Raw genomic sequence first — 21,292 nt, forward strand, 5'->3', positions numbered from 1 at the left:
CTGATGTGGTAACCATTTTGGCCGTAAAAATTTCAGTTTTCTTGAAAATCTTGTGGAGACAGCGATTGTGTGAATATTACACAGACCAAGCTAAGCAGAGCTTAACCTCAACCCATCGCAAACCTTAATCTTGATTCGGTATTGGTTTTAAGTAGTCCTCATTGCTCAAAGCCCTACCAGCATGAAAATTGCGATTATTGCGTCTGGTTTCCTACCCGTTGTCGACGGGGTTACGGTCAGTGGTTTTCATCGCTTACAGAAGCTGAGTGATTGGGGGCATCAGGTGAAGCTGTTTTGCCCTGATTACAGTGCATTAGCCAGTGTGTATCCGAACTGGCAAGACTATATTGGCCCCATTCTGCCAAATGTAGAAGTTATTCCTCTCCCTAGCAGTGCGTTTATGGGCCTCGACTTCGAGCGTAACGTTAACTGGCAAGCCCGCCATCATCTGCAGACAGCCTTAGAAGACTTCCAGCCTGATATTGTCCATGTGGATGAGCCGGAACGCTTATCGGTGGGGTTGTGGCAAATCCCCGGTATTAAATATGCTCAGCGAGCCAATATCCCCTGCGTTGGTTTTTTTCGCACCAATTTTATTGAGTATGCCGAGGACTATTTCAACTGGCCCCCACGAGCCCTGTCTGCCCTCAAGTACTGCTTTACGCTGTTATTACGCCGCGTTTACAACGCCTATGACACCACTTTGGTCACCAGTCCCATTACCCATCAAAAAATTACCGACTTAGGTATTACCAATACGCGCTATGCCAGTTTGGTGGGGTTTGACGCGGACCACTTCAGCCCAGAGCTCAAGTGCCCCGGCTACTTTGCCCAAACCTATGGGCTGCCCCAGGTGGATCGCCAGGTCAAGCTTGTATTTGTTGGCCGCCTGACTCCCGATAAGGGATGGGGGTTTACGTTCAAAGCTTTACAAGACTTTTTTAACCGTGTTAAGCCTGATCGGGTTGCCCTCTTAGTGGCGGGAGATGGCCCCATGCACTCAGAAATTGAAGATGCTCTTCAGCCACTGACTAACCAGGTGCATATGTTAGGTCGGGTCGCCCCGCATCAAGTCCCTGCCCTTTTAGCGAATAGCGATATTCATGTTACGACTTCGGAAAAAGAAGCGAGAGGACTAACCGTTTTAGAGGCCTTTGCTTCAGGCATTCCTGTCCTAGCACCGAGAGCTGGTGGCGTTGTGGAAAACATTGTGGATGGCTGGAATGGGTTCTTGTATACCCCACAATCCGTTGCTGATTTTGCTGATAAACTTCAACAGTTGGTCACCGACTCTAATCTTCGGCGGCATATGGGCGAACGGGCGCAATCCAGTCTTGACCAATATAGTTGGGACAATACGGTTCATACCCTAGTCACCCTTTGGCAAGAGCTGATTCGGAAGCGACAGCCTGTTCCTCAGGCCACCTTGCCCCTCAAACCGTTGGTTAACTCCACTGCAGATGCCCAATCCTAGTGGGTTGATTCTGCCTGGCAGCTTTTGCACCCTCCTAAGACCAATCAACGTTACTCTCAAAAGAGAGTTTGCCGTCTAAAGAGGAGTCCAGTTTACATGCCCCTGAATCGTATTGAGCCAGGTCCAGGTCAAGAATCGGTATGGGATTATCCTCGTCCTCCTCGGTTGGAAGATTCCTCAAAACATATCCAGATCACTTTCAATGGTGTTACCTTAGCCGATACTCACCAAGCCAAGCGAGTCTTAGAAACCAGTCATCCGCCGGTCTACTATATTCCGCCTACAGATATTCAAATGGACTATTTGCAGCTCACGCGACGATCTACCTTTTGTGAGTGGAAAGGCTCAGCAGGATATTACACGGTAACGGTGTGCGATCGCACCGAAAAGAACGTCGCCTGGTTTTACGCCAATCCCACCCCTCGATTTGCGGATCTCAAAGATTATGTTGCCTTCTATCCCAGCCGTATGGACGTTTGCACCCTCGATGGAGAAGTGGTGCAGGCCCAAGCTGGTGATTTTTACGGTGGTTGGATTACTCCTGATATTGTGGGTCCCTTCAAAGGCGGTGCCGGAACTTGGGGATGGTAAATACCCTCAGGTTTCTGCAAACAACCTGAGCAATGCTCTCAAAGTCTACTTACTGCACTGCAACCTCATAGACTGCTTGCACAGAAGCCATTGGCTTTAAAGACTCACTATAATCCCATTGTACGTGGGTATAAGCGTCAGCTGGTGCAGGCTCCAGCTTGACCGTTCCATCCGGCTGGGTGACCTCCAGCATGGGTTGTGTAGAATAGGTCTGCCCTCCATCAATACTGTAGGTAAGGGTGGCACCGTTGGCCCGAGCAGAATCCAAAACGTAAGCTGTTTGGTTCGGAATAGGTTGGTTAATTTTTAGCTCCGAAGCTGGCTTATCTCCAGCATTCTCGCTCAGCAAGGTGTAGCGCAAGACATCACCGGGACGGACCGTGACATTGCCTTCAACCGCTTCCCAGGAAATCTCTGGCTCACCGTTAGCATTAGTGGTAGTGACTTTTTTCTCTGCAGATAGCACCAGCTTCACTTCTGGTTGCAAGATTTTGTTCACCAGCTCAGTGCCGGCCTTTTGCAAATTAGCAAAGACCGGAGTACCACTGACAAAAGGAACCGCTGCAGCAACCGCTAAAATACCCAGACCAATGGATAAGCGACGTTTCATCATGAGAAGACCTTTGAAATTTAACAGCGGGAGGATCGATAATGATTCGACCTTCGGCTAAACAGATAACCTGTTGACAGGGTGCCCACCCAACCCTCATTACTTAATACGACGACGGAAAAGGAATTGCCCTCGCTGGCCTGGATCGACTTGTCCGACCTCATTTTCGTATTTCTGGACTTTGGTATCATCGACCGGATCCGATGTGGTCAAAGGATTGGGATCGTCACTATTCGTGAAGTATCTCACCACCCCTTGATCCGCACTCGTATTTTGCTGATGGTTCGAGAAACTCGCCCAGTTATTCGTTGTACCACCTACAGTGGCCGTCCCATCTTCCACCAAGGTTAAGTCAGGAATCGTCAGACCGATATTGCCATTCCCCACCACCGGAGTCGAGATATTCTCGTAAGTAATTCGGTACTCAAGCTGATAATCTAGCTGGATATTAACACCATCCAAAATAGTTTGGTCAGAGGTCCAGGCTTGAATAACCTCCCCATTGGCATCCAAGACTTGGACTTCTTTGATGACTTGTAGAAAGCCGGTATACAGGCGGTCAATCGTCACGTTATTGGTGGTTTCCCCTGTGAAACCTGGATTATTGATCGGATCGTCATCCGGAAACGCCACGATTGGAATAGGAATCTCGTCATTGACTCCTACACCATCGGGTAGATCCACCGTCACGGAATAGTTAATTGTTCGCCCTGCAGGTAAATCACCCGCATTGACATGCCTGGGTGTACCATCAGCAATGCCTCCAGTTGTACTAGAGAGCAACTCAAAAGTATTGGTGGTACTATTCCATTGATAGGTCGCGGTTCGCTCATCGCCATTCCCCGGATTGCCATCTGGATCGTAGGCAATGGTTACGACCGTACCATTAGGAATATCGGCATCTGTACCATATTGCCCCGTCAATGTACTGTCATCAGCTCCCTCCGCCTGAGTGGGCGAAATCGGCTGAATCGTAACATCAGCAATAAACCCGGTACTAGCCGGATTTTGAACGGAATTGTTAAAGGTAGATGGAGCTGGATCGAACGTGTCCGTAGGACCTAAATTGGGAGGAATATCAGTGGATTGGTTTGTAAAATCATCATCGTCATCTGATGGCCCCCCTGCCCCAGGCACCCCATCAGGACCGTTGAGAATATCGTCGCTAGCCGCCACTTCTCCTAAGCGGATCACATTGACTTCACCATTCGGGCCTGTCCCAGTATTTCCATTGCCTGCGTCAGTGCCCTGCGTTACTGGATTAGCGACTCCAGTATCAGTTGTAGGGTTGTAGTTACTGCCAGTTGGGCTAGGAGGCGTTTGATTATCGTTGAAATTATTGGGATGAGAATCCCCCGATTCATCATAAATAACTTGGTTAGATGAATCGCCAACTGTTTCTCCAAACACCTGCGCTAGATTATTCACCTGTCCACCTAGGGGTGGCAATCCAGATGTAACTACGGTGAAGCGAAATGGCGTTACGGTTGTCCCTCTACCCAGAACAGGTCCACCCACAAAAATAAAACCAAGCCGTGTCACTGAGGTCAGAGGAGGTGGCGTTGTGACCCAAGCTGCAGCTGTTGCTGGTGTACTGGTTGGTGTAGTGGTATAAACAGCTTGCCAATTTGCTGGAATGGTATCAATTGAAGAAAGCTTTGTCCCTACCGGAATAGCATCAGAGACTAAAATTCTGGGAGTCGATATACCGTTCAAATTAATCGGCGTTCCCTCTAAATTAGCAGGAACAAAAGCGGCATTCGGTGAGGTATTCTCAACGGTTAGGGCTAAATCATAGGTGATTAAATCATCGTTAGCTGTCGGCGTAGGTCCTGGGTTGAGATTAGACGCGGTCTTAGCTATCGTTGCCAATGCAATCGGTCTAAGTGAGCTTCCAAAAGGAATACTATTAGTCGCACTGGCTTCCCGCTCACCATTTTCTGGGGCACCATTGCTTGGATTAGCATCAACGGTACGAAGGTCATCTGCTCTAGCACCATCTGAGTTATCGGGTTGGTTTTGAGTACTTGCACTATTGTTATTGGGGCCTGTGTTCCCTAGTGTGACGCCTACATCAGCACCAGCTGGTATATTCGGAGCTGGGGTCCCAGTTACACGAACCTTTAATACCTGATCAGGATCTAGATCTGCTAAACCGGGTATCGACAAGGCACTCAAGTTAGAACCACTTGCAGGTACAGTTGCCAGTACTGTCCCAGATGCATTCACAATCTGCACTGTACTGGGAACAAAATTCTCAGCATTTAGGTTGTTCGTACCAGGGATAAATAAATTAGTAGGGGCATTACCAATATTGGTGACATCAAAGGTAAAGGTTAAAGTATCCCCAGCATCAACAGAGCCACCATCTAAATCAGCAAATCCGGATGGCACTGCCGATAAGCCTGCTACTTCAGCAACGGTAACTGTAATTGTATTTGACGTTGCATCAATGGTTGTTGAGGAAGCAGGATCCTCCTTGTAGGTGCCTGTTGCTGTATTGGTAATCTGCTCCCCTGCAGCAGTTCCTAAAGCTAAGGCAGGGAAAAGAGGCTGAAGAAGGCTACTAGCCAAAATGGCGGCAATGGCGAGAGGGCTAATTTTACGTGGAGAAGTATAAGACTGAGGTCTATCGTCATTCATGTCGTCTTGGAGTTCTTGGTAATGGGGAAAACAGAAAATCAGGATCTGCAGCAAGGAATCACCGTTAACTTGCAATCAGGTAATATTGATCACTTCAAGTACGAGCTGGACCCTTGCACTTGAGTTTTAGAGTGCCGTTTTTCTCAATTTCATAACGAAATCAGAAAGTCAGGTTACTTTCCCTGGCCTATTAGACATTCAGGGCCAATATGGTCTTGCAACGTTAGTGCTAATGATGCATATGAGTTGTCAGATCTACACAGATCTAGGGTTCCCATTGAGAAAAATTAAAATGACATTTCAATACTGACACTTCATTTATTTAGATATAGTTAGCTTTTTCTAGCTGTTCAAGAAGATCATAATATTGTTGAATATTGAATATTTCTTGATATGATATCTCACTCAAAAAAATTAAATTATTGTCTAATTGATATGAGTAATATGTGATTGCATTGTAATTCAAAATTATTTTTAATGAGGATCGATTTTTGAAATATCTATTCTATCTAATTATATTGTTCAACGACTTCTGATAGAGATATGAGTTTGGATTCTCCTCTTGTAGATTCGACTCAGAAGATTATTCAGACTTGACCAGGGAAACCAGCAGGTTTGCAACTTAATGCTGACTATATATGCTATGAAACAGATTCTCAAAGTCTTATGTAGACAGGAGTATAAACTTATAATAGAAAGTGTTTTAGTTGCAAGTTCTGCTATGAAAGTTGCAGGAAATCATAGGGCACTATGTTTAGAGTTAAAATAAGACAGGTTATTTGATTTATCCATCTTTATTTCTAGTTTATGTAGGTATTTTATTTAAAGATTTCCTTTTCTTGTAAAAATATTTTTTAGATTTTACTGCAATATTTGGTCTGTTTATAAAATGTTGATATTGTAAATGAATGACATGTTGAATCTGCCTTGTAAGGAAAAATGATCAATATATTGTATCGAAATATTGTTTAGATAGAGTTGGCGAATTGTGTAGTGTATAGCTAAGATAGCCATGCCTGCTACTCAATAAAGAAATTATAAATTTGTCTCGAGCTCAAGTGAAGTATTGAGGAGAACTTATACTTCTGAACTTGTAAACTGAGCAAGGAGCTGTGCCCCTGTCATGCCATGAATTTTATTGGCTAAGCTGTAGAGTGCAGGTTTCTCATCAATAAAAACTTGATGATCAAACAGAAATTCTTTGCTGTTAGTAAACCAGCTCACAGGGACAAAGTATTGCTGTTTCTCCTTCAAACGATAAAGCAGGTGTATGCCACAGGTCTGATAAGATCCTCGTTCAGCCCAATCAGAAGGCTTTAAAAATAGAAATTTTCGCTGGGTTTTCAAATGTCATTTCTGTACCACACTCTGTTGAAAAAAATTGTCCTCCAGACCATTGATGACAGGCTGAACAATGACATGCCCCTACCTGTCTTAGCAACTAAATGAATTGCTCCATAAAGACGACTGAGCTTCCCGCAAGTTTGACCTATGGACGCCCATGGAAATACTTGGACATTATAGGGATGTTTATTCCCTGAACATTATAAATTTGAGTACGATAAACCTTTCTGTAGGCTTCGAAGAGCGTTTCCTGGTCGCAGTAGTAAACTTACCCCAATGAGGCCAGTCACAAGATTGGGGGTCCAAGCTCCAAACCACGGTGAAATAATGCCTAATTGGCCCCAGGCATCGGCGATGAAAATTAGGATATATTGCCCCAATACCAATATCAGGCTTATACCAAAGCCATTGCTAACAGCTAATCGACGCTGACTGATGCCTAAAGTACTCCCGACTAGCCCAAAGATGATAACTGTAAATGGGAGTGCAATTTTGCGGTGAATTTGGATTGCTAAGGCCCTGATTTGAGTTGGACGACCTGTTTGTCGGAGTTTTGTGAGTAGCTGCTGTGACTGGGCTAGGGTCACCCCATTGGGGTTGATGTCAGAATCAGTGAGAGACAATTGGGGCGGCAGCTGAAGTTCCTGTTTTGAAAACTCAATGATATGTTTTTCAGCTCCATCAGTCCCTATGGCATAGATAGAGCCATCCTTAAATATCCAGATATTGCGCTCTGCATTCCATGTGGCTGATTGAGCGATTAAGACCTGCTGATTGTTGGGCAGAGTCCAATCGATGACGGTGATGCCAGATAAGGTTTGCCCCTGGCCAGTTTGAGCATAAAAAAGGCGGCGCAGCTCTTGATTGGGACCAATATCTGGATAGACGATGTGGCGGCCTTGGAGTGAAAATTGACCTGCTTGTAATGTTTGGCGTAGTAGATGGTGTGAGTGAGCTTGACTCACAGGAACGAGACTTTCGGTCAGTCCGAACATGAATAGGCAGGCCAATAGTGAAAAACCTAGACAAGAGCCAATCAAGCGGTTTAAGTGCAGCCCTGCGGATTGGAGAGCCAGCAATTCACCATCACTCTGCAACCGAGATAAGGTCAGCAAACAAGCCAATAATACCGACATGGGAATGGCAAGACTGACAAAGTAAGGCAGTTGTAAGGTGAGGATTGATAGTGCGATCGCAATCGGTAACCGTGCTTCTGACACCTGCCCTAACAGATCAAACAAGACCGCCGCTGAAACACCAATAGATGAGAAAGCCACCATGCCCCATAAAAAAGGTGGCAGCAATTGTCGAAACAGATAGCGATCGACTAGAGCCAATCTTGACCACCCTACAAACCTGCTCACTCTAAACATAGGATTTGGGCCTAGGGTAACGATCAACGTTGAAATTGATTTCCCAAGTAATACTGACGAACATAGGGATCATCATAAAGCTCTGCAGGAGTGCCTGCAGCCAGGATACTCCCTTCCCTTAAGATATAAGCCCGATGGGTGATCGCCAGGGTTTCGCGGACATTATGGTCTGTGATCAAGATACCTAAGTTGCGATCGCATAATCGACCAATCATGGTTTGCATCCCTGAGACAGCAATGGGATCAATGCCCGCAAAGGGTTCATCCAAGAGGAGAAATCTTGGCCCCTCTTTGCCCATAGCTAACACCCGTGCTAATTCTGTCCGGCGACGCTCCCCTCCAGACACTTGCATCCCCAGCGTATTCGCCACATGCTCCAGCTGAAATTCTGCGAGTAAACGGTCTAACCGAGAGGACCATTGTGGGCGGGGCACCCCCGACTGTTCCATGACCATCAATAAATTGTCTCGTATACTCAGATGACGAAAAATACTTGGCTCTTGGGCAAGATAGCCAATTCCTAACCGGGCTCGCTGATGCAACGGTAATGTTGTGATCTCTTGACTGCCCAACCATACGGTTCCATGGGTTGGCCTTTCTAATCCCACCGCAATATAAAAGGAGGTGGTTTTGCCTGCGCCATTGGGCCCCAGTAGCCCTACAATCTCGCCCTGACCTGCAGACAGAGAGACATTCTGCAAGACGCTACGGCGGCGATAAGATTTGCTAATGTCTTGTAGGCGAATACGCAAGGGGACTCCTCGTAGATTGTCAGAAAAGTCCTCAGATAATCAGGCTACTGAGATAGGTTTACGTTCGTCTCCACCGCCTCAGATGATTCAGTCTCAGCCTCAAATCGGCCTTCATCAATCACATAGGTAATCTTATCTGCTTGGATATTATTGCCCTCATGCTCGATTAGCACATCTCCTTCCATGAGGATGCGGCGTTCTCGGCTAAAGTACTGAGCCTTAGCAGCCGTCGCTTTCAACTTATGTTGAGGATAAAGAATTTGAACATTACCGGCTGCCGTTACAATACCGGTTTTAGCATTGGCTTTTTGGACATCTGCTCTTAGGGTCAACGATCGCCGCTGATCCTGGGCTTGAATCGGATTAAAAAAAATCGCCCCTAGCCCTAAGAGGATGATGCATACTAGATTGACTCTGAGTCTAAAAATGGGCGCTCGCATTTGCAAATTGCTCATCGGTTACCTGTTTAAAGCTCGATGGTTCTTTCTTTCAGTCATTCAGCCACTCTAGTGTTCTGTAATTAGGCTTTATTCTACCGTGGTGATTTTGGGTAATAAAGTTAAGCGATTCATAAGGCTAACATCTTGGGACGCAGACTCAGACTGCTGATGAGCCGGTAAGACGAGTTGACTGAATATTGCCACTTGCTCCGGTCCATGTTTCTGCAAGCATTCTAGTAGGTTTGCACTGACATCAACAAATGTTTCAATATCCAAGCCTGCAAATTCTGGTTCATAGGACTGCAAACGACCGATACCTTCACCTAAAAGAATGACAGCACCTTGCCAGTTTTTGTTGCCTAGATGATAACAAGCGACTGCAACTTGTAAAAAACCTTGGTAAAGACTTTTCGGTGGATCAGTCGCTTCCATCCACAAGGCCTCAAGGGTGTCGTGACAAGCATAATATTGGCCTTGATTGAACTCCTCAACCCCTTGCCAAAAAGCGGGAGGTAGTTCATCCATTAAAACTTGTCTGTCTCAGTTCGGATTTGATCAACAGTGATGGTTTGTTGGTCCCCAGCAAAAGGATTATCAGGGGTTAGGAACAACATGCAGTGGCATTCTTTGCGTTCTCGCATGGGTACACAAGGACAATTCCAATAGGCAGCTGCCACTTCCGCTTCTTTATCTTCGTAATAACGGCAAGGGCACAATGGAGCCCCTAAGTCATCTTTATGCTTAGCGAGACCTTCAATGACAACAGCTGTTGTTCCTAGATCCGAGCAAAAATACGTTCCAGTACGCTGAGCATAGGTCTCAGAAAACTTGCGCATCGCCTCCAGGCTTTTTTCCGTGGCTTGTTGGGCACCGCTAGCTTGTGTCATAGGATCCTTGGGGTCAAAAACTTGGGGACAGAATATTGGCTACTTTTGGTTTAAAGCCTACCACTATTGGTTTGTGTTTATGGGCCGCAATCCTTCTGAGTAGGAAAAATCTCAAAGGACATCTCACCTGACCGTTGTTGCTCTGTGAACGCTCAATCCTAGAAGCCTCCAGTTGCCTACCGTTCAAAAAACAGGCAACAATGAAAGATGTATTACACTCTTTCTCATTCCATGGCTTCAGTTCAACCCACCACGAAACATACTGCTGTCGCGGAAGTTAATGCCCCGTCTTCCACCAGCTTTGACTATGACGTCGCCATCGTCGGGGGTGGAATCGTTGGCGCAACTCTCGCTGCAGCCCTCAAAGATACAAACTTGCGGGTGGTCGTGATTGAAGCACAACCCCGCTCAGTGGCCGTCGCGAAAGGACAAGCCTATGCGATTCACCTCAGTTCTAGTCGAATTTATCAGGGAATTGGCGTTTGGGAGGCTATTGCTCCTCAAGTCGAATATTTTTCCCAGGTGCATCTCTCGGATGGCAATTGTCCCAGTGTCGTCAAATTTAAGCCGAGAGATTTGGGGACGCCTGTTTTAGGTTATGTTGCCGAACATCGAGTGTTACTCAAAGAGCTACTTCAGTTTCTGGAAACGTGTGAGCATGTTGACTGGTGCTGTCCTGCTCAAGTAACAACCACCCATTACCATCCTCATGGTGTAGAGGTTCAATTGGCACCCAGCTCTGCTGGAGTAGAAGCAGCCCATCGGCATGAGGTCGAGTCTCTTCCCCAAACTTTAAACGTCAGAATGTTGGTGGCGGCAGATGGATCCCGATCTCAAGTTCGTCAGCAGGCTGGTATTACCACTCAAGGCTGGGATTATTGGCAATCCTGTCTTGTGGCGACCATTGCTCCCGAGAAGTTTCATAACCATATTGCCTATGAGCGGTTTTGGCCCAGTGGTCCTTTTGCTATTTTGCCGATTGCAAATCGCCAATGTCGAATTGTGTGGACGGCTCCCCATGCTCAAGCCCAAGCATTATTAGAATTAGAAGAAGATCAGTTTCTAGACTTACTTCAGCAGCGATACGGATCGCAAATGGGCAAACTTTCTCTAGTGGGACACCGTTTCCTATTTCCAGCGAAATGGATGCATTCCACTCAATATACGGGGCACCGACTTGCTTTGGTCGGTGATGCTGCCCATACCTGCCATCCGGTCGGAGGCCAAGGATTAAACTTAGGCATTCGGGATGCAGCAGCCTTAGCCCAAGTCCTGCATGTCGCTCATCAAGCCGGTCAAGATATCGGGAGTGTTCAGGTACTGCGGCAATATCAGCGTTGGCGTCGCCGCCAAAATTGGCTAGCCCTCGGTTTTACCGACATTCTCAATCGAGTCTTTTCCAATCGGTGGTTCTTAGTGGTTCAAGGACGGCGCTTGGGCTTGCGTATATTGCAATGGATTGCTCCCCTGCGGATCCTGGCGCTCCGCTTTATGGCTGGTTTGAGTGGCCGTTTGCCGAACCTGGCACAACCTAAGTAGACTCATAGGAACTCATCTATACTTTCAAGGGACCCAGAAGAAATGGCTGCAAGGCACCATAGTAGAGTCAATGCCTCAGTATTCTGGGATGTGATCTGTTCTATCGACTTCTCGTTACCACTCCCGAAAGCCAAGGATTGCATAGACTCCTTACAGGTACTACAACAACGGCTCGAAGATCTGAATTTACAGTTGAATATAGATGTGTGTCAGGGAAATGCGAACGCAAAATTCAAACCTTGCTTTAGATGGCGATATCAGTGCCATCGTCGCTTCTCCCACATCTTGGGACGTTGTCGAGTCCCAGTTTTGCTGGAGGGAGGGTACGCAGAAGCTGGCACCCAATTTTGCTAGTGTCACCTGCGTAGGATGGTAGTGATCTCGACTTAGGTTTGAAATTTCTGCCCTTGGGCATTTTCAAGCTTAATCAAAATATTGGGTTTAATTTTCTCCAACTCAGCCTTCAGCATTTGCTTACTGGTCATGGCTGAACCTGGGACAACAGCCCCTCGACTGATGCGCATCCAATCTTGAAAGATTTGTTTCTGATAAGGAGCAATCGGTACGGTACAAACGTTAGCGGGTTGTTCAGGATCCTCTCGGGAGAAGAAAATGAGTGGGTAATAGCCAGTTTGACTTAGCAATTGCACCGCTTTCTCACCGCGAGCATCCTTTAAATCTAGATAGCAAGGCAACCACTTTGGCCCTGACATCGGATCATAAATCGTCGTAATCCACAGCACCATGGGATGAGGATGAATCGTGCATAAAAACTGGTTATAGCGGGTATTCAGCAGCCGCTGGCTGACTTCAGAACGCGGCAACATTACCCATAAGGCCACCGCTTCTTCCTTTTCAGTTTTTAATAATTGTGGAAATACAATATCTGCAATAGGCTTATTTTTGGGCCAAGCGACATTCCAGCCTGCATCTTCAATGGACCAGAACCGTTGCTGGGGATTTGGGATAGAGGGAACACGGGCTGTTCCGAGAGTGCGGCGTCGATCCGATACGGTGCTTTGGTGGGATTCTTTTTCGACGATGACAGGTTCATCAATTTCGACTTTGCCTCCATCCAAACCTTGCTCTATCAAAGTTTGGATGACCGCCAAAATATCAGCCATGGTCTGGGGGCGAGCGTCCGGAGACTTCGCCATACAAGACATAATTAAGTCATTGAGAGAGGTAGGGATTTGTAATCCAGGGGCGACTTGGTGAAAGGTTTTAGGAACTTGAGAGCGATGGGCATGATACCAGCTGCCAATCGAATTGGTTTCGGCCTGAATAGGGATATGTCCTGTCAGCACCTCAAACATCGTAATGCCGAGACTATATATATCAGAACGATTATCTAGATCTTTGCCAGCAATCTGTTCAGGAGAACAATAAGCTAACGTTCCCATAAACGAGCCTGTTTGATTGGATTCAGAGGTGTCTGATAAAAACTGAGCAATGCCAAAATCTAAGACTTTAGCTAAAGTCCCTAAACTAGGATCAGAAATCACAAAAGCGTTGCTAGGCTTAATATCGCGATGGATCACTTGACAGTGTTTGCCATCAATTTTTATGCCTTGGTGTGCACATTCTAATCCCAGGCACATATGCCGCATTAACCGCAAAAATTGGTTAATACCTAAGGGTTGAGCAGCAATCACATCACTTAAATTCTTTCCCTCCATATACTCCATGACATAGAAGGGTGCTTCATTACGGTGCACACCGTAATCTAAAACCCTGACGATATGGAGACTCCGCTGTCCCAGTTGTGCTCCAGTGCGAGCTTCATGGGCAAACCGCATTTTCATCTTCTCACTCAGTAACGTTTGAGCGAGAAATTTAACGGCAACTGTGACACCACCTAGGAGCTGATCTTCTGCCCGATACACCTTTCCCATTGAGCCTTGACCAATCAGCTCTGCTAACCGATATCGGTTGATCAGCACTTGACCAAGATTTGGATCGGTGTTGTCATCAATCATTGTATGATTGCTCTCCCACACGCCGATCGAATTGACTCCCAAACAAGGTAGTGATTGTCCTAATGTTGTGCGTTCTTCTCAACGGTATGCTATCAACAAGTGTCATCACTCAACAGTTTTCCCAGAAGGTTCAGAATTTGAACAGTTTCTGCAACACTTGCCAAGCATCAATAGAGTATTCTCTACAAACTGTCGATTTTCTTCCAGGAAACTCAAGCATAACTTTGTAGACTGAATATTGAAGTACATCAATCTTAACTTATCTTTTTCAAGTCTCTTCATCCTCCGTAAGTATTCATCAAACAAGTACAGAGAGATGAATTAGAGGAATAAACGCTATCATTTTTTACAATCTGAACTATAAAATTCAGATAAATTCAATTTTAAGAAACAAAATTGGGAATTATAATCACTAGTGTTAGCTCGAATGTGATAGTAACTCAGCCTAGCTATGTAAATGCTGTCCATCGTTAGGTCACTACTTAATAAATGCCGACGTTATAAATACAGCTATGTTGTGCTGACGTACTAAACAATTGATCTAAATATCGAGTTCATTAGGTAAACCGGGGGGATTATCTTCAAATCTTTATATTTCAAAACACATATCACCAGTATTGAGCGTTTTAGGGCCGCAAAGTTCTGAAGTACAGCTTTAGCTTGCTCTCATTTTGGCTCCCGAAGCTGGTGCGAAACTCACAAATCCGCAACACTCTTAGGTCTGTCATTTTTTGGGAGCAGTAGCTTTTGTGCTCTTATTGTTTGTCGTCTGTAAGGCAAATTCACAAGGGCAGACGAAGTTCTAATGGCGTCTTCCGGGCAACTTCTCTAGACCTGCTCATGGAGCATGACGATTAACCATTGTCATTAGTTTCCGCATCATTATTCACCTTATTTACGAAGTAGACAGCACATGAAATTCCAAGATATTTATCGATATTTTCAAGAACCACCACCTATCTATCTCAGTAAAGAAGTAGCGGTTTGCTACGTGTTATCTGTGCTGATTGACCATGGTGATTCTTATGGAACAGCATTGATCCAGCTTGTAGAGAATAACCATCCGCTATATCGTTTGTCAGATACGGTATTGTACAGCGCACTCAAATTCTTAGAAGATGAGGGTGTAATCAGAGGCTATTGGCAAAAAGTAGAAGGCCGAGGACGTCCACGCCGCATGTATGAAGTGGCTACAGAGAAATCTGATGAGGCCAGGAAACTGGGGCGTTTGTGGCATCAATTCCTCGGTGAAGAGCAGCTAGTCTCAGGGGCTCAGCAACTTAGATCTGGTTGAGTATTTTTTATATCCAATTATTAGTTATCGGCATTAGATTTTGGTCTAATGCCGATTTTCTATGAGCAGTTGTGCTGATGTGGCTTTCTTTATTTCAGCTTCAGGATGGTCAGTGTTTTTAGTAAAACGGAGAGGAGAGGATTCGAACCTCCGGAGCCCGTGAGGGCTCATCTGATTTCAAGTCAGACGCAATCGACCAACTCTGCCACCTCTCCTAATCTATGTTCTTTGAATAGATATCAAAGTCCACTGTCCATCTTAACCTAAGGAGTTCTGAATCTTTGGAGTCTATGACAGATTTTTCGAGGCGCTCGATTCATTTACATTTGTAATCGTGATTGCCACTAAAGTTGGACAACATAACGATCACCAAGACAAAACGGAATGATAGACGGCATGCCTCCCACTTCTCAAGAAACCATCACTGTAGACTCATCTATGATTCTTGGATTTGATCCAGGGCGACAAAAATGTGGGTTAGCTGTCATGGGGATAGACCAGACGATTCACTGGCATCAAGTGGTGGTAGCTTCCCAAGTAATTGATTCTATTAATGCTTTGTGCGAAATCTATCCAATCTCCTTATTAGTAATGGGGAATCAGACTACTTCGAAAGAATGGCTGCAAGTTTTAAATGAAAAGTATGCTCTGAATCTTGACATCGTTCAGGTTGATGAACGCAATAGCACGCTAGAAGCCCGATCCAGATATTGGCAGATTTACCCGCCTCAAGGGATTCACCGCTTCATTCCCCAGAGTTTACGCAAGATTAATCATCCTATCGATGACATTGTGGCCATTCTCTTAATTGAGCGTTATTTAGAAAAGCCCAAGGATATTGATGATTTACAGGCATAAGAAATAGCTTGGGGAAAAATATTGCCATATTCAGACTATCCGTTATCCTGACGGTTCACCCATAATCGATAAAAGATAGGCTGGCAATGATTTATCTACTATATACTGATTAAATTCTGAGCAAATTTACTTAGGATTAGTATAATCAGGATGACAGCCTAGACTTTTGCTCCTTGAAGTAGACTGAAAAAGATTAGAACTCTATTTTTTAGAAATTAGACTTTAAGGTCACGTTGTTGACGCAGTATAAATAGGAATGTATCAGGAGATTAGTTAGATATGCCCCAAACTCAGGCTATTTCAGAAATTGACTTCTATAGTGACACCTACAAAGATGCTTACAGTCGTATTGACGGCATTGTGATCGAAGGTGAGCAAGAAGCGCATGAAAACTATATTCGTCTTGGCGAAATGCTGCCTGAGCACCAAGACGACTTTATCCGCCTGTCCAAGATGGAAGCCCGTCATAAGAAAGGGTTTGAAGCCTGCGGTCGCAACTTAAAAGTAACCTGCGATCTAGACTTTGCCCGGCGTTTCTTTTCCGACTTACACAAGAATTTTCAAGATGCTGCAGCTGAGGATAAAGTGCCAACTTGCTTAGTGATTCAGTCCTTGATCATTGAGTGTTTTGCGATCGCAGCTTACAACATCTATATCCCCGTCGCTGATGACTTTGCCCGTAAGATTACAGAGTCTGTGGTTAAGGATGAGTATCAACACCTCAATTATGGTGAAGAGTGGCTTAAAGCTCACTTCGATGATGTGAAAGCAGAAATCCAAGAAGCTAATCGCAAAAACCTCCCCATCGTTTGGAGAATGCTGAACGAAGTGGACAAGGATGCGGCCGTTTTAGGAATGGAAAAAGAAGCCCTGGTTGAAGACTTCATGATCCAGTATGGTGAAGCCCTTAGCAATATTGGTTTCTCTACAGGCGAAATTATGCGGATGTCTGCCTATGGTCTTGTGGCTGCGTAAACGTCGCATCACTAACCCATGGCAAATTATGCCATGGCATTGTTAAAGACCTCGAAAGAGCCAGACTCAAAGCCTGGCTCTTTCTGTTTCAGGGTTAGCGGCTCGTCCTAATTCTAAACACCTTCACGTCATATCCACCACTTTTTCTGGTTCGAAATAACGGTTTGCTGTAATATTAAGTAACATTGTTGTGTACTATTGCAACAGTCTTTTATTTACACATTCGCAGTAAGCCTGTTTGAAACAGCCATGCTTACTCCTTTCTAAAATTTATGTTTGGTCTAATTGGTCATCTAACCAGCTTGCAGCATGCTCAATCCGTCGCTCGAGAACTAGGATATCCAGAGTACGCTGATCAAGGCTTAGATTTTTGGTGTATGGCCCCGCCTCAAATCGTTGATGACATTACGGTTACAAGTATTACGGGGCAAACTATTTACGGTAAATATGTCGAGTCTTGTTTTCTACCAGAGATGCTAGCCTCTCAGCGGATCAAAGCGGCGACTCGTAAAATCGTTAATGCCATGGCCCATGCTCAGAAAAATGGGATTAATATAACTGCTTTAGGTGGTTTTTCCTCCATTATTTTCGAGAATTTTAATTTACAGCGAATTACTCGTATACGAAATATTCAACTAGACTTACAGCGTTTTACGACCGGGAATACCCATACGGCCTATATTATTTGCCGTCAAGTGGAGCAAGGCGCTCAAAAGCTAGGGATTGACCTCAACAAAGCCACCGTTGCTGTTTGTGGCGCCACAGGCGATATTGGTAGTGCCGTATGTCGCTGGCTAGATGCCCGTACAGATACAGCTGAATTACTCTTAGTTGCCCGCCATCAAGGCCGTCTGGAAACCTTACAGTCTGAGCTGGGGCGAGGCAAAATCATGTCGATTGAAGAAGCCCTACCCCAAGCAGATATCGTTGTTTGGGTTGCCAGTATGCCCAAGGGTATCGAGATTGATGCTGAAAATCTAAAGCATCCTTGCCTTATGATTGATGGCGGCTATCCGAAGAACTTAGGGACAAAAATTCAGCATCCTGATGTTCATATTCTCAATGGTGGTATTGTCGAGCATTCTCTAGATATCGATTGGAAAATCATGCATATCGTCAACATGAATATTCCCAATCGTCAGTTATTTGCCTGTTTTGCCGAATCCATGCTCCTAGAATTTGAGCAGCTCCACACGAATTTTTCGTGGGGACGCAACGAAATTACGGTTGCCAAGATGGAAAAAATTGGTGAAATCTCTCTCAAACATGGCTTTAAACCCTTAGCACTTGCTGTCTAAGCTAGTCATAGTAATAGTTTGGGGACTGACCCAAACGTGTTTAACGAGTCAGGGTCGAGAGTGTTGGTTCTATTCAGAAGCGCTTTGAATAGGTATTGTTGTGGTGAAGTAAAGCACTGCCTATGGTGAGTAAAACGACGATCGGCAGCCAGCCTGCTATGCTAGCTGACCAGATGCCTGCATCTCCCAAGGTCTGACAGATAAACGAGAAGGTATAGTAACCAAAAATTAGCAGGCTACTTAACCCAAAGCCCAATGAACCTTGCTTTGAGGTTGACTGGCATCCTAATGATGATCCCATCAGCGTAAATCCCACTCCGATCCAGGGAAAAGCCATCAGTGCATGCCAGCGCACTTGCAAACGTTGCAGTGTTGGTAAATTTCCTGACTGTTTTATCTGCTGTATCAGTGCCTGAGTTTCATGCAGGCTGATAGGTTGATGTGCAACTTCGGCTAATTCTTGGGGACTGACCTGATGAAAGGGGTGCCTTTTAAAGGGAACAACTTGTTGGTATAACCCTGAGACTGGATCGATGGTATATCGCGTCCCCTGGGATAATATCCATTGTTGGTGCGTGCTGTCCCAGATAGCTTGTTTGGCTAGCCAGATGTGATGTAGGTGACGATCTTGAAACTGCAAAATCGTCAATTGGTGAAGTGCTTCACCATCAAAAGCGCGGGCATGGAACAGTTGAGTGAGTCGCTGATGGTGATAGGTTTGATGCACAATATTTTGGCGAGGAATCGCTGTAATCTGACTCACAGTTTGCTGCGCTTGCAGCCGATGGACTGCTGCCGTTGCTGGAGGAACGATCCACTCGTTAAGTGTGAGGGTGGAAACAGCGACAATCAGGCTAAAACAAAGGGCGGGTCGGATGACACGGTAAACGCTTGTCCCACAAGCTTTAAGAGCTATGAGCTCGTTCTTTCGGGCTAATTGGCTATAGGTGAGTAAAGGGGCTAGGAGCATCGACATGGGTAGGGCGAGCACCATAAAGCGAGGGAGCTGTAAAACCAAAACTTGTAATGCATCAACACTTGATAAGGTCCCTTCTGTTAAACGCCGTAGGGTATCAAACAGAGCACCAATACTAAAGCTAATGGTTGTAAAGGCACCAAAGGCAAAGACCCAGGGCATCCAAAATGCTCGCAGAATAAAGCGATCTAAGCGAGAAATTCGGAATTTTCTGAGTTTCCTAGACCGTTTAATCTGAGCCAGAGCCATGGGATTCGGATAGGACCTGGATACTAATCGTCTCAGAAGGATTAGAGCCAGATGCACCTAGTTCTACCTCTAAAACATCGCTATAGAGACGCTCTAGTGCTTGTAATAGCGATTGTAAATGGGGGGTACTGGCTCCAGATGCATTATGCAGTTTGTCCGTTAGTCGGCGCAGTCGGCGCCAGGTGGTATAGAGTTTAGCCACCATATGCTCTAGTTGGGAGGCCTGGTTGACTAAGTCTGCTGTGATATTGAGACAGCCTAGCCGGAGTGCTTCCTCTAAACTGGACTCTAGATCAATGGATTGTTCGGTGAGGGCTTGAACATTGCCAAATGCCTCTAAATATTTGGCGAGTTGTTTGGCTTCTGCTGTGGCTTGTTTGAGAGTATCTAGATCGGGGCTAGCAGCAAGTTCAGATTGAATAGTATTCTGATGGGCTTCTGGTAATTTTTCCAGTTCCTTAACGAGGGGGGCTACGTGGCGAATGGGAATGGTTTGGTTGGCCGCCTTAGTCTTAATTTCAGCCGGAACCAAATCTGAGGTCATAGTTGTCCACTCATCCGAGAGCTGTTGAACTTCACGAGTGGTAATTCGCTCCCCTTGGCGGGCTGTTTCACTCACTAATTCTTGGATCTCGGGAGCAGACTGGGCTGTTTTAACGAAGGCTCGCTTACTAAAGTTATTGATGGAGTCAGGCTCTAAATGTCCGGCATCTAAGAGGGTATCAGCACTATTGGCCAATTCTATCCAGCTATAGGCTTGACTCTTGCTAATTTCGTTGTTTTGTAACCAGTTGAGAAAGCTACCGCCTCGACCTTCGCCCGTATTTTTTTCGCGATCGCGAATTGCTCGCAAAATTCGACCTCGCCAAATATCAGTCTGTAAGTCAAACCGATCACAAACCTCCCAGGCTGCCCCAACCTGCTGCTGAAAATCAAATTCAGAGATATCTTCATCGTCTGGATCAGGGACTTGTAAGGTAAATTCTCCATTTCTGATGGGTGCGGATGTATCTTGCACATCCTCTGTTGTCGAGCGTTTGACCATAACCACCGTTACCTCGTTGCCGACCCATTATGCCATGGGTTATTCCTTGCCGTTTTGTCAGATTTCTCTTGCTGTAGAGGCTGTGAGTGTTGATCTAATAGTGTTGAACACTCAAGATTTGTGTTAAGAACCCCATAGAAGGATCACGAGATAGTGCCAATCCCTTCACAATGGAGATAACACCAGTAAAAATTGCGATCCAAAATAAAGGAGCCATGGGGTATGGCATATGTCGGTGAACTCGGTGTAGGCTCCACCATTTATCTCGAGAATCAAGATAGCCAAACAATCATTACTGCTGTTGCAGCCTCACCTGGCCAGCAGCAACAAACAAGTCACAGCTTCTCGACGGGACATTGGACCACCTCTCCAGAGCTATTTCGGAGTCTGCAGGGATATATTATCCGAATCGAGACCGCTCAAGAGGCTTATGTTCTCTTAGTGCAAAATCATCAGATTCGCCCCATGGAAGCGATGCCTCCTCGGCATACCCTCGAAAGTGTACCGCTTCAACAAATTGTGCAAACTCCCACGCCTTCCATACCCTCTATGCCGCCCTTACAGCCCTTGACCATGGGGAATATGGTGATGGGTATGCAGCCTATGCAGATGCATATGGGAAATATGCATCTCAGTATGGGAACAACGACGACAGTGACCCAGGCATCACAGACTAATTTTTGTAGTCAATGTGGGATGGCTGTAGCAGCTACCGATAAATTCTGTGCCAATTGTGGTCATCGGCTTCATTGAGACTGGCTGAATCCTTTCCCATTAGCCCGTTGGGTTCAGAATGCCAAAGTACTCCTATTGTCCTGGCAAGGGCAGTAACTCAGATCGTCATCAAAAAAGAGCAGAAATTCCTTTTCTCATTGCAACTGATAGTAGCGTGTGTCTCTACCCCAAAGTGAGTCGTTTTGAGATCATGATGTGAAAATGACTTATCGATGCAGAAATTGAATGAC

Annotated in this window: 19 protein-coding genes and 1 tRNA gene; 8 read left to right on the top strand and 12 right to left on the bottom strand. The window is 45.5% G+C overall.

Going from position 1 to position 21,292, the window contains the following annotated elements:
• The first annotated feature begins 181 nt into the window (after positions 1-181).
• Positions 182-1,474 (top strand): glycosyltransferase, encoded by a 1,293-nt coding sequence (locus AM1_RS18230; RefSeq protein WP_012164360.1) that lies wholly within the window; start codon positions 182-184, stop codon positions 1,472-1,474.
• A gap of 96 nt (positions 1,475-1,570) precedes the next feature.
• Positions 1,571-2,065 carry a DUF427 domain-containing protein gene (locus AM1_RS18235; RefSeq protein WP_012164361.1) on the top strand — a complete coding sequence of 165 codons (495 nt, stop codon included), beginning with the start codon at positions 1,571-1,573 and terminating at the stop codon, positions 2,063-2,065.
• Positions 2,066-2,114: 49 nt separating this feature from the next.
• Here the strand turns inward: AM1_RS18235 and AM1_RS18240 are convergent, their stop codons facing one another.
• The 8 genes from AM1_RS18240 to AM1_RS18275 form a co-directional block, all read right to left on the bottom strand.
• Entirely contained in the window at positions 2,115-2,675 is a 561-nt protein-coding gene (locus tag AM1_RS18240) for a DUF11 domain-containing protein (RefSeq protein WP_041659958.1), read from the bottom strand.
• Between the two features lie 99 nt (positions 2,676-2,774).
• Entirely contained in the window at positions 2,775-5,372 is a 2,598-nt protein-coding gene (locus tag AM1_RS18245; protein ID WP_238549009.1) for a DUF7925 domain-containing protein, read from the bottom strand.
• Positions 5,373-6,395: 1,023 nt separating this feature from the next.
• Positions 6,396-6,665 (bottom strand): hypothetical protein, encoded by a 270-nt coding sequence (locus AM1_RS18250; RefSeq protein WP_012164365.1) that lies wholly within the window; start codon positions 6,663-6,665, stop codon positions 6,396-6,398.
• A 197-nt stretch (positions 6,666-6,862) separates the two neighbouring features.
• On the bottom strand, positions 6,863-7,999 hold the full coding sequence (locus AM1_RS18255; protein ID WP_041659959.1) for an LptF/LptG family permease: 1,137 nt from the start codon (positions 7,997-7,999) through the stop codon (positions 6,863-6,865).
• 59 nt (positions 8,000-8,058) lie between these two features.
• Entirely contained in the window at positions 8,059-8,787 is a 729-nt protein-coding gene (gene lptB / locus AM1_RS18260; protein ID WP_012164367.1) for an LPS export ABC transporter ATP-binding protein, read from the bottom strand.
• Between the two features lie 44 nt (positions 8,788-8,831).
• Complete coding sequence (locus AM1_RS18265) at positions 8,832-9,242, bottom strand: LptA/OstA family protein (protein WP_010474957.1); 411 nt, start codon at positions 9,240-9,242, stop codon at positions 8,832-8,834.
• Between the two features lie 72 nt (positions 9,243-9,314).
• On the bottom strand, positions 9,315-9,752 hold the full coding sequence (locus AM1_RS18270; protein WP_012164368.1) for a DUF309 domain-containing protein: 438 nt from the start codon (positions 9,750-9,752) through the stop codon (positions 9,315-9,317).
• Complete coding sequence (locus AM1_RS18275; protein WP_012164369.1) at positions 9,752-10,114, bottom strand: ferredoxin thioredoxin reductase catalytic beta subunit; 363 nt, start codon at positions 10,112-10,114, stop codon at positions 9,752-9,754. Before AM1_RS18275 ends, AM1_RS18270 begins: the two co-directional genes overlap by 1 nt.
• Before the next feature lie 231 nt (positions 10,115-10,345).
• On the opposite strand from AM1_RS18275, the gene AM1_RS18280 reads away from it, so the two are divergent.
• The gene (locus AM1_RS18280) at positions 10,346-11,653 is read left to right on the top strand and encodes an FAD-dependent hydroxylase (protein ID WP_012164371.1); all 1,308 of its coding nucleotides are present in this window, start codon (positions 10,346-10,348) and stop codon (positions 11,651-11,653) included.
• Between the two features lie 386 nt (positions 11,654-12,039).
• On the opposite strand, the gene AM1_RS18285 is transcribed toward AM1_RS18280, so the two are convergent.
• The gene (locus AM1_RS18285; RefSeq protein WP_012164374.1) at positions 12,040-13,632 is read right to left on the bottom strand and encodes a serine/threonine protein kinase; all 1,593 of its coding nucleotides are present in this window, start codon (positions 13,630-13,632) and stop codon (positions 12,040-12,042) included.
• A 913-nt stretch (positions 13,633-14,545) separates the two neighbouring features.
• Between AM1_RS18285 and AM1_RS18290 the strand changes: the two genes are divergently transcribed.
• A complete protein-coding gene (locus AM1_RS18290; protein WP_010474947.1) occupies positions 14,546-14,926 on the top strand; it encodes a PadR family transcriptional regulator in 381 nt (126 codons plus the stop codon).
• Between the two features lie 127 nt (positions 14,927-15,053).
• Here the strand turns inward: AM1_RS18290 and AM1_RS18295 are convergent.
• A tRNA-Ser gene (locus AM1_RS18295) sits at positions 15,054-15,141 on the bottom strand.
• 181 nt (positions 15,142-15,322) lie between these two features.
• On the opposite strand from AM1_RS18295, the gene ruvX reads away from it, so the two are divergent.
• From ruvX to AM1_RS18310, 3 genes are all read left to right on the top strand, one after another.
• Positions 15,323-15,784 (top strand): Holliday junction resolvase RuvX, encoded by a 462-nt coding sequence (ruvX, locus tag AM1_RS18300; protein ID WP_012164376.1) that lies wholly within the window; start codon positions 15,323-15,325, stop codon positions 15,782-15,784.
• Between the two features lie 279 nt (positions 15,785-16,063).
• A complete protein-coding gene (locus AM1_RS18305; protein ID WP_012164377.1) occupies positions 16,064-16,759 on the top strand; it encodes an aldehyde oxygenase (deformylating) in 696 nt (231 codons plus the stop codon).
• 272 nt (positions 16,760-17,031) lie between these two features.
• Positions 17,032-18,057, top strand: a complete 1,026-nt coding sequence (locus AM1_RS18310; RefSeq protein ID WP_012164378.1) for a long-chain acyl-[acyl-carrier-protein] reductase — start codon at positions 17,032-17,034, stop codon at positions 18,055-18,057.
• A gap of 73 nt (positions 18,058-18,130) precedes the next feature.
• On the opposite strand, the gene AM1_RS18315 is transcribed toward AM1_RS18310, so the two are convergent.
• Positions 18,131-19,282 (bottom strand): LptF/LptG family permease, encoded by a 1,152-nt coding sequence (locus AM1_RS18315; protein WP_012164379.1) that lies wholly within the window; start codon positions 19,280-19,282, stop codon positions 18,131-18,133.
• Complete coding sequence (locus tag AM1_RS18320) at positions 19,263-20,327, bottom strand: hypothetical protein (protein WP_041659961.1); 1,065 nt, start codon at positions 20,325-20,327, stop codon at positions 19,263-19,265. The genes AM1_RS18315 and AM1_RS18320 overlap by 20 nt, the downstream gene beginning before the upstream one ends.
• Before the next feature lie 222 nt (positions 20,328-20,549).
• Between AM1_RS18320 and AM1_RS18325 the strand changes: the two genes are divergently transcribed.
• Positions 20,550-21,080 carry a zinc ribbon domain-containing protein gene (locus tag AM1_RS18325; protein ID WP_012164382.1) on the top strand — a complete coding sequence of 177 codons (531 nt, stop codon included), beginning with the start codon at positions 20,550-20,552 and terminating at the stop codon, positions 21,078-21,080.
• The last annotated feature ends 212 nt before the right edge of the window (positions 21,081-21,292 follow it).

This window comes from Acaryochloris marina MBIC11017, from assembly GCF_000018105.1.
GTDB lineage: Bacteria > Cyanobacteriota > Cyanobacteriia > Thermosynechococcales > Thermosynechococcaceae > Acaryochloris > Acaryochloris marina.

Coding starts and splice junctions, on each gene's coding strand:
- AM1_RS18315 (WP_012164379.1), bottom strand. CDS start 19,282: ATGGCTCTGGCTCAGATTAAACGGTCTAGGAAACTCAGAAAATTCCGA.
- AM1_RS18310 (WP_012164378.1), top strand. CDS start 17,032: ATGTTTGGTCTAATTGGTCATCTAACCAGCTTGCAGCATGCTCAATCC.
- AM1_RS18285 (WP_012164374.1), bottom strand. CDS start 13,632: ATGATTGATGACAACACCGATCCAAATCTTGGTCAAGTGCTGATCAAC.
- AM1_RS18230 (WP_012164360.1), top strand. CDS start 182: ATGAAAATTGCGATTATTGCGTCTGGTTTCCTACCCGTTGTCGACGGG.
- AM1_RS18270 (WP_012164368.1), bottom strand. CDS start 9,752: ATGGATGAACTACCTCCCGCTTTTTGGCAAGGGGTTGAGGAGTTCAAT.
- AM1_RS18275 (WP_012164369.1), bottom strand. CDS start 10,114: ATGACACAAGCTAGCGGTGCCCAACAAGCCACGGAAAAAAGCCTGGAG.
- AM1_RS18325 (WP_012164382.1), top strand. CDS start 20,550: ATGGCATATGTCGGTGAACTCGGTGTAGGCTCCACCATTTATCTCGAG.
- AM1_RS18305 (WP_012164377.1), top strand. CDS start 16,064: ATGCCCCAAACTCAGGCTATTTCAGAAATTGACTTCTATAGTGACACC.
- AM1_RS18280 (WP_012164371.1), top strand. CDS start 10,346: ATGGCTTCAGTTCAACCCACCACGAAACATACTGCTGTCGCGGAAGTT.
- AM1_RS18265 (WP_010474957.1), bottom strand. CDS start 9,242: ATGAGCAATTTGCAAATGCGAGCGCCCATTTTTAGACTCAGAGTCAAT.
- ruvX (WP_012164376.1), top strand. CDS start 15,323: ATGCCTCCCACTTCTCAAGAAACCATCACTGTAGACTCATCTATGATT.
- AM1_RS18240 (WP_041659958.1), bottom strand. CDS start 2,675: ATGAAACGTCGCTTATCCATTGGTCTGGGTATTTTAGCGGTTGCTGCA.
- AM1_RS18235 (WP_012164361.1), top strand. CDS start 1,571: ATGCCCCTGAATCGTATTGAGCCAGGTCCAGGTCAAGAATCGGTATGG.
- AM1_RS18290 (WP_010474947.1), top strand. CDS start 14,546: ATGAAATTCCAAGATATTTATCGATATTTTCAAGAACCACCACCTATC.
- AM1_RS18320 (WP_041659961.1), bottom strand. CDS start 20,327: ATGGTCAAACGCTCGACAACAGAGGATGTGCAAGATACATCCGCACCC.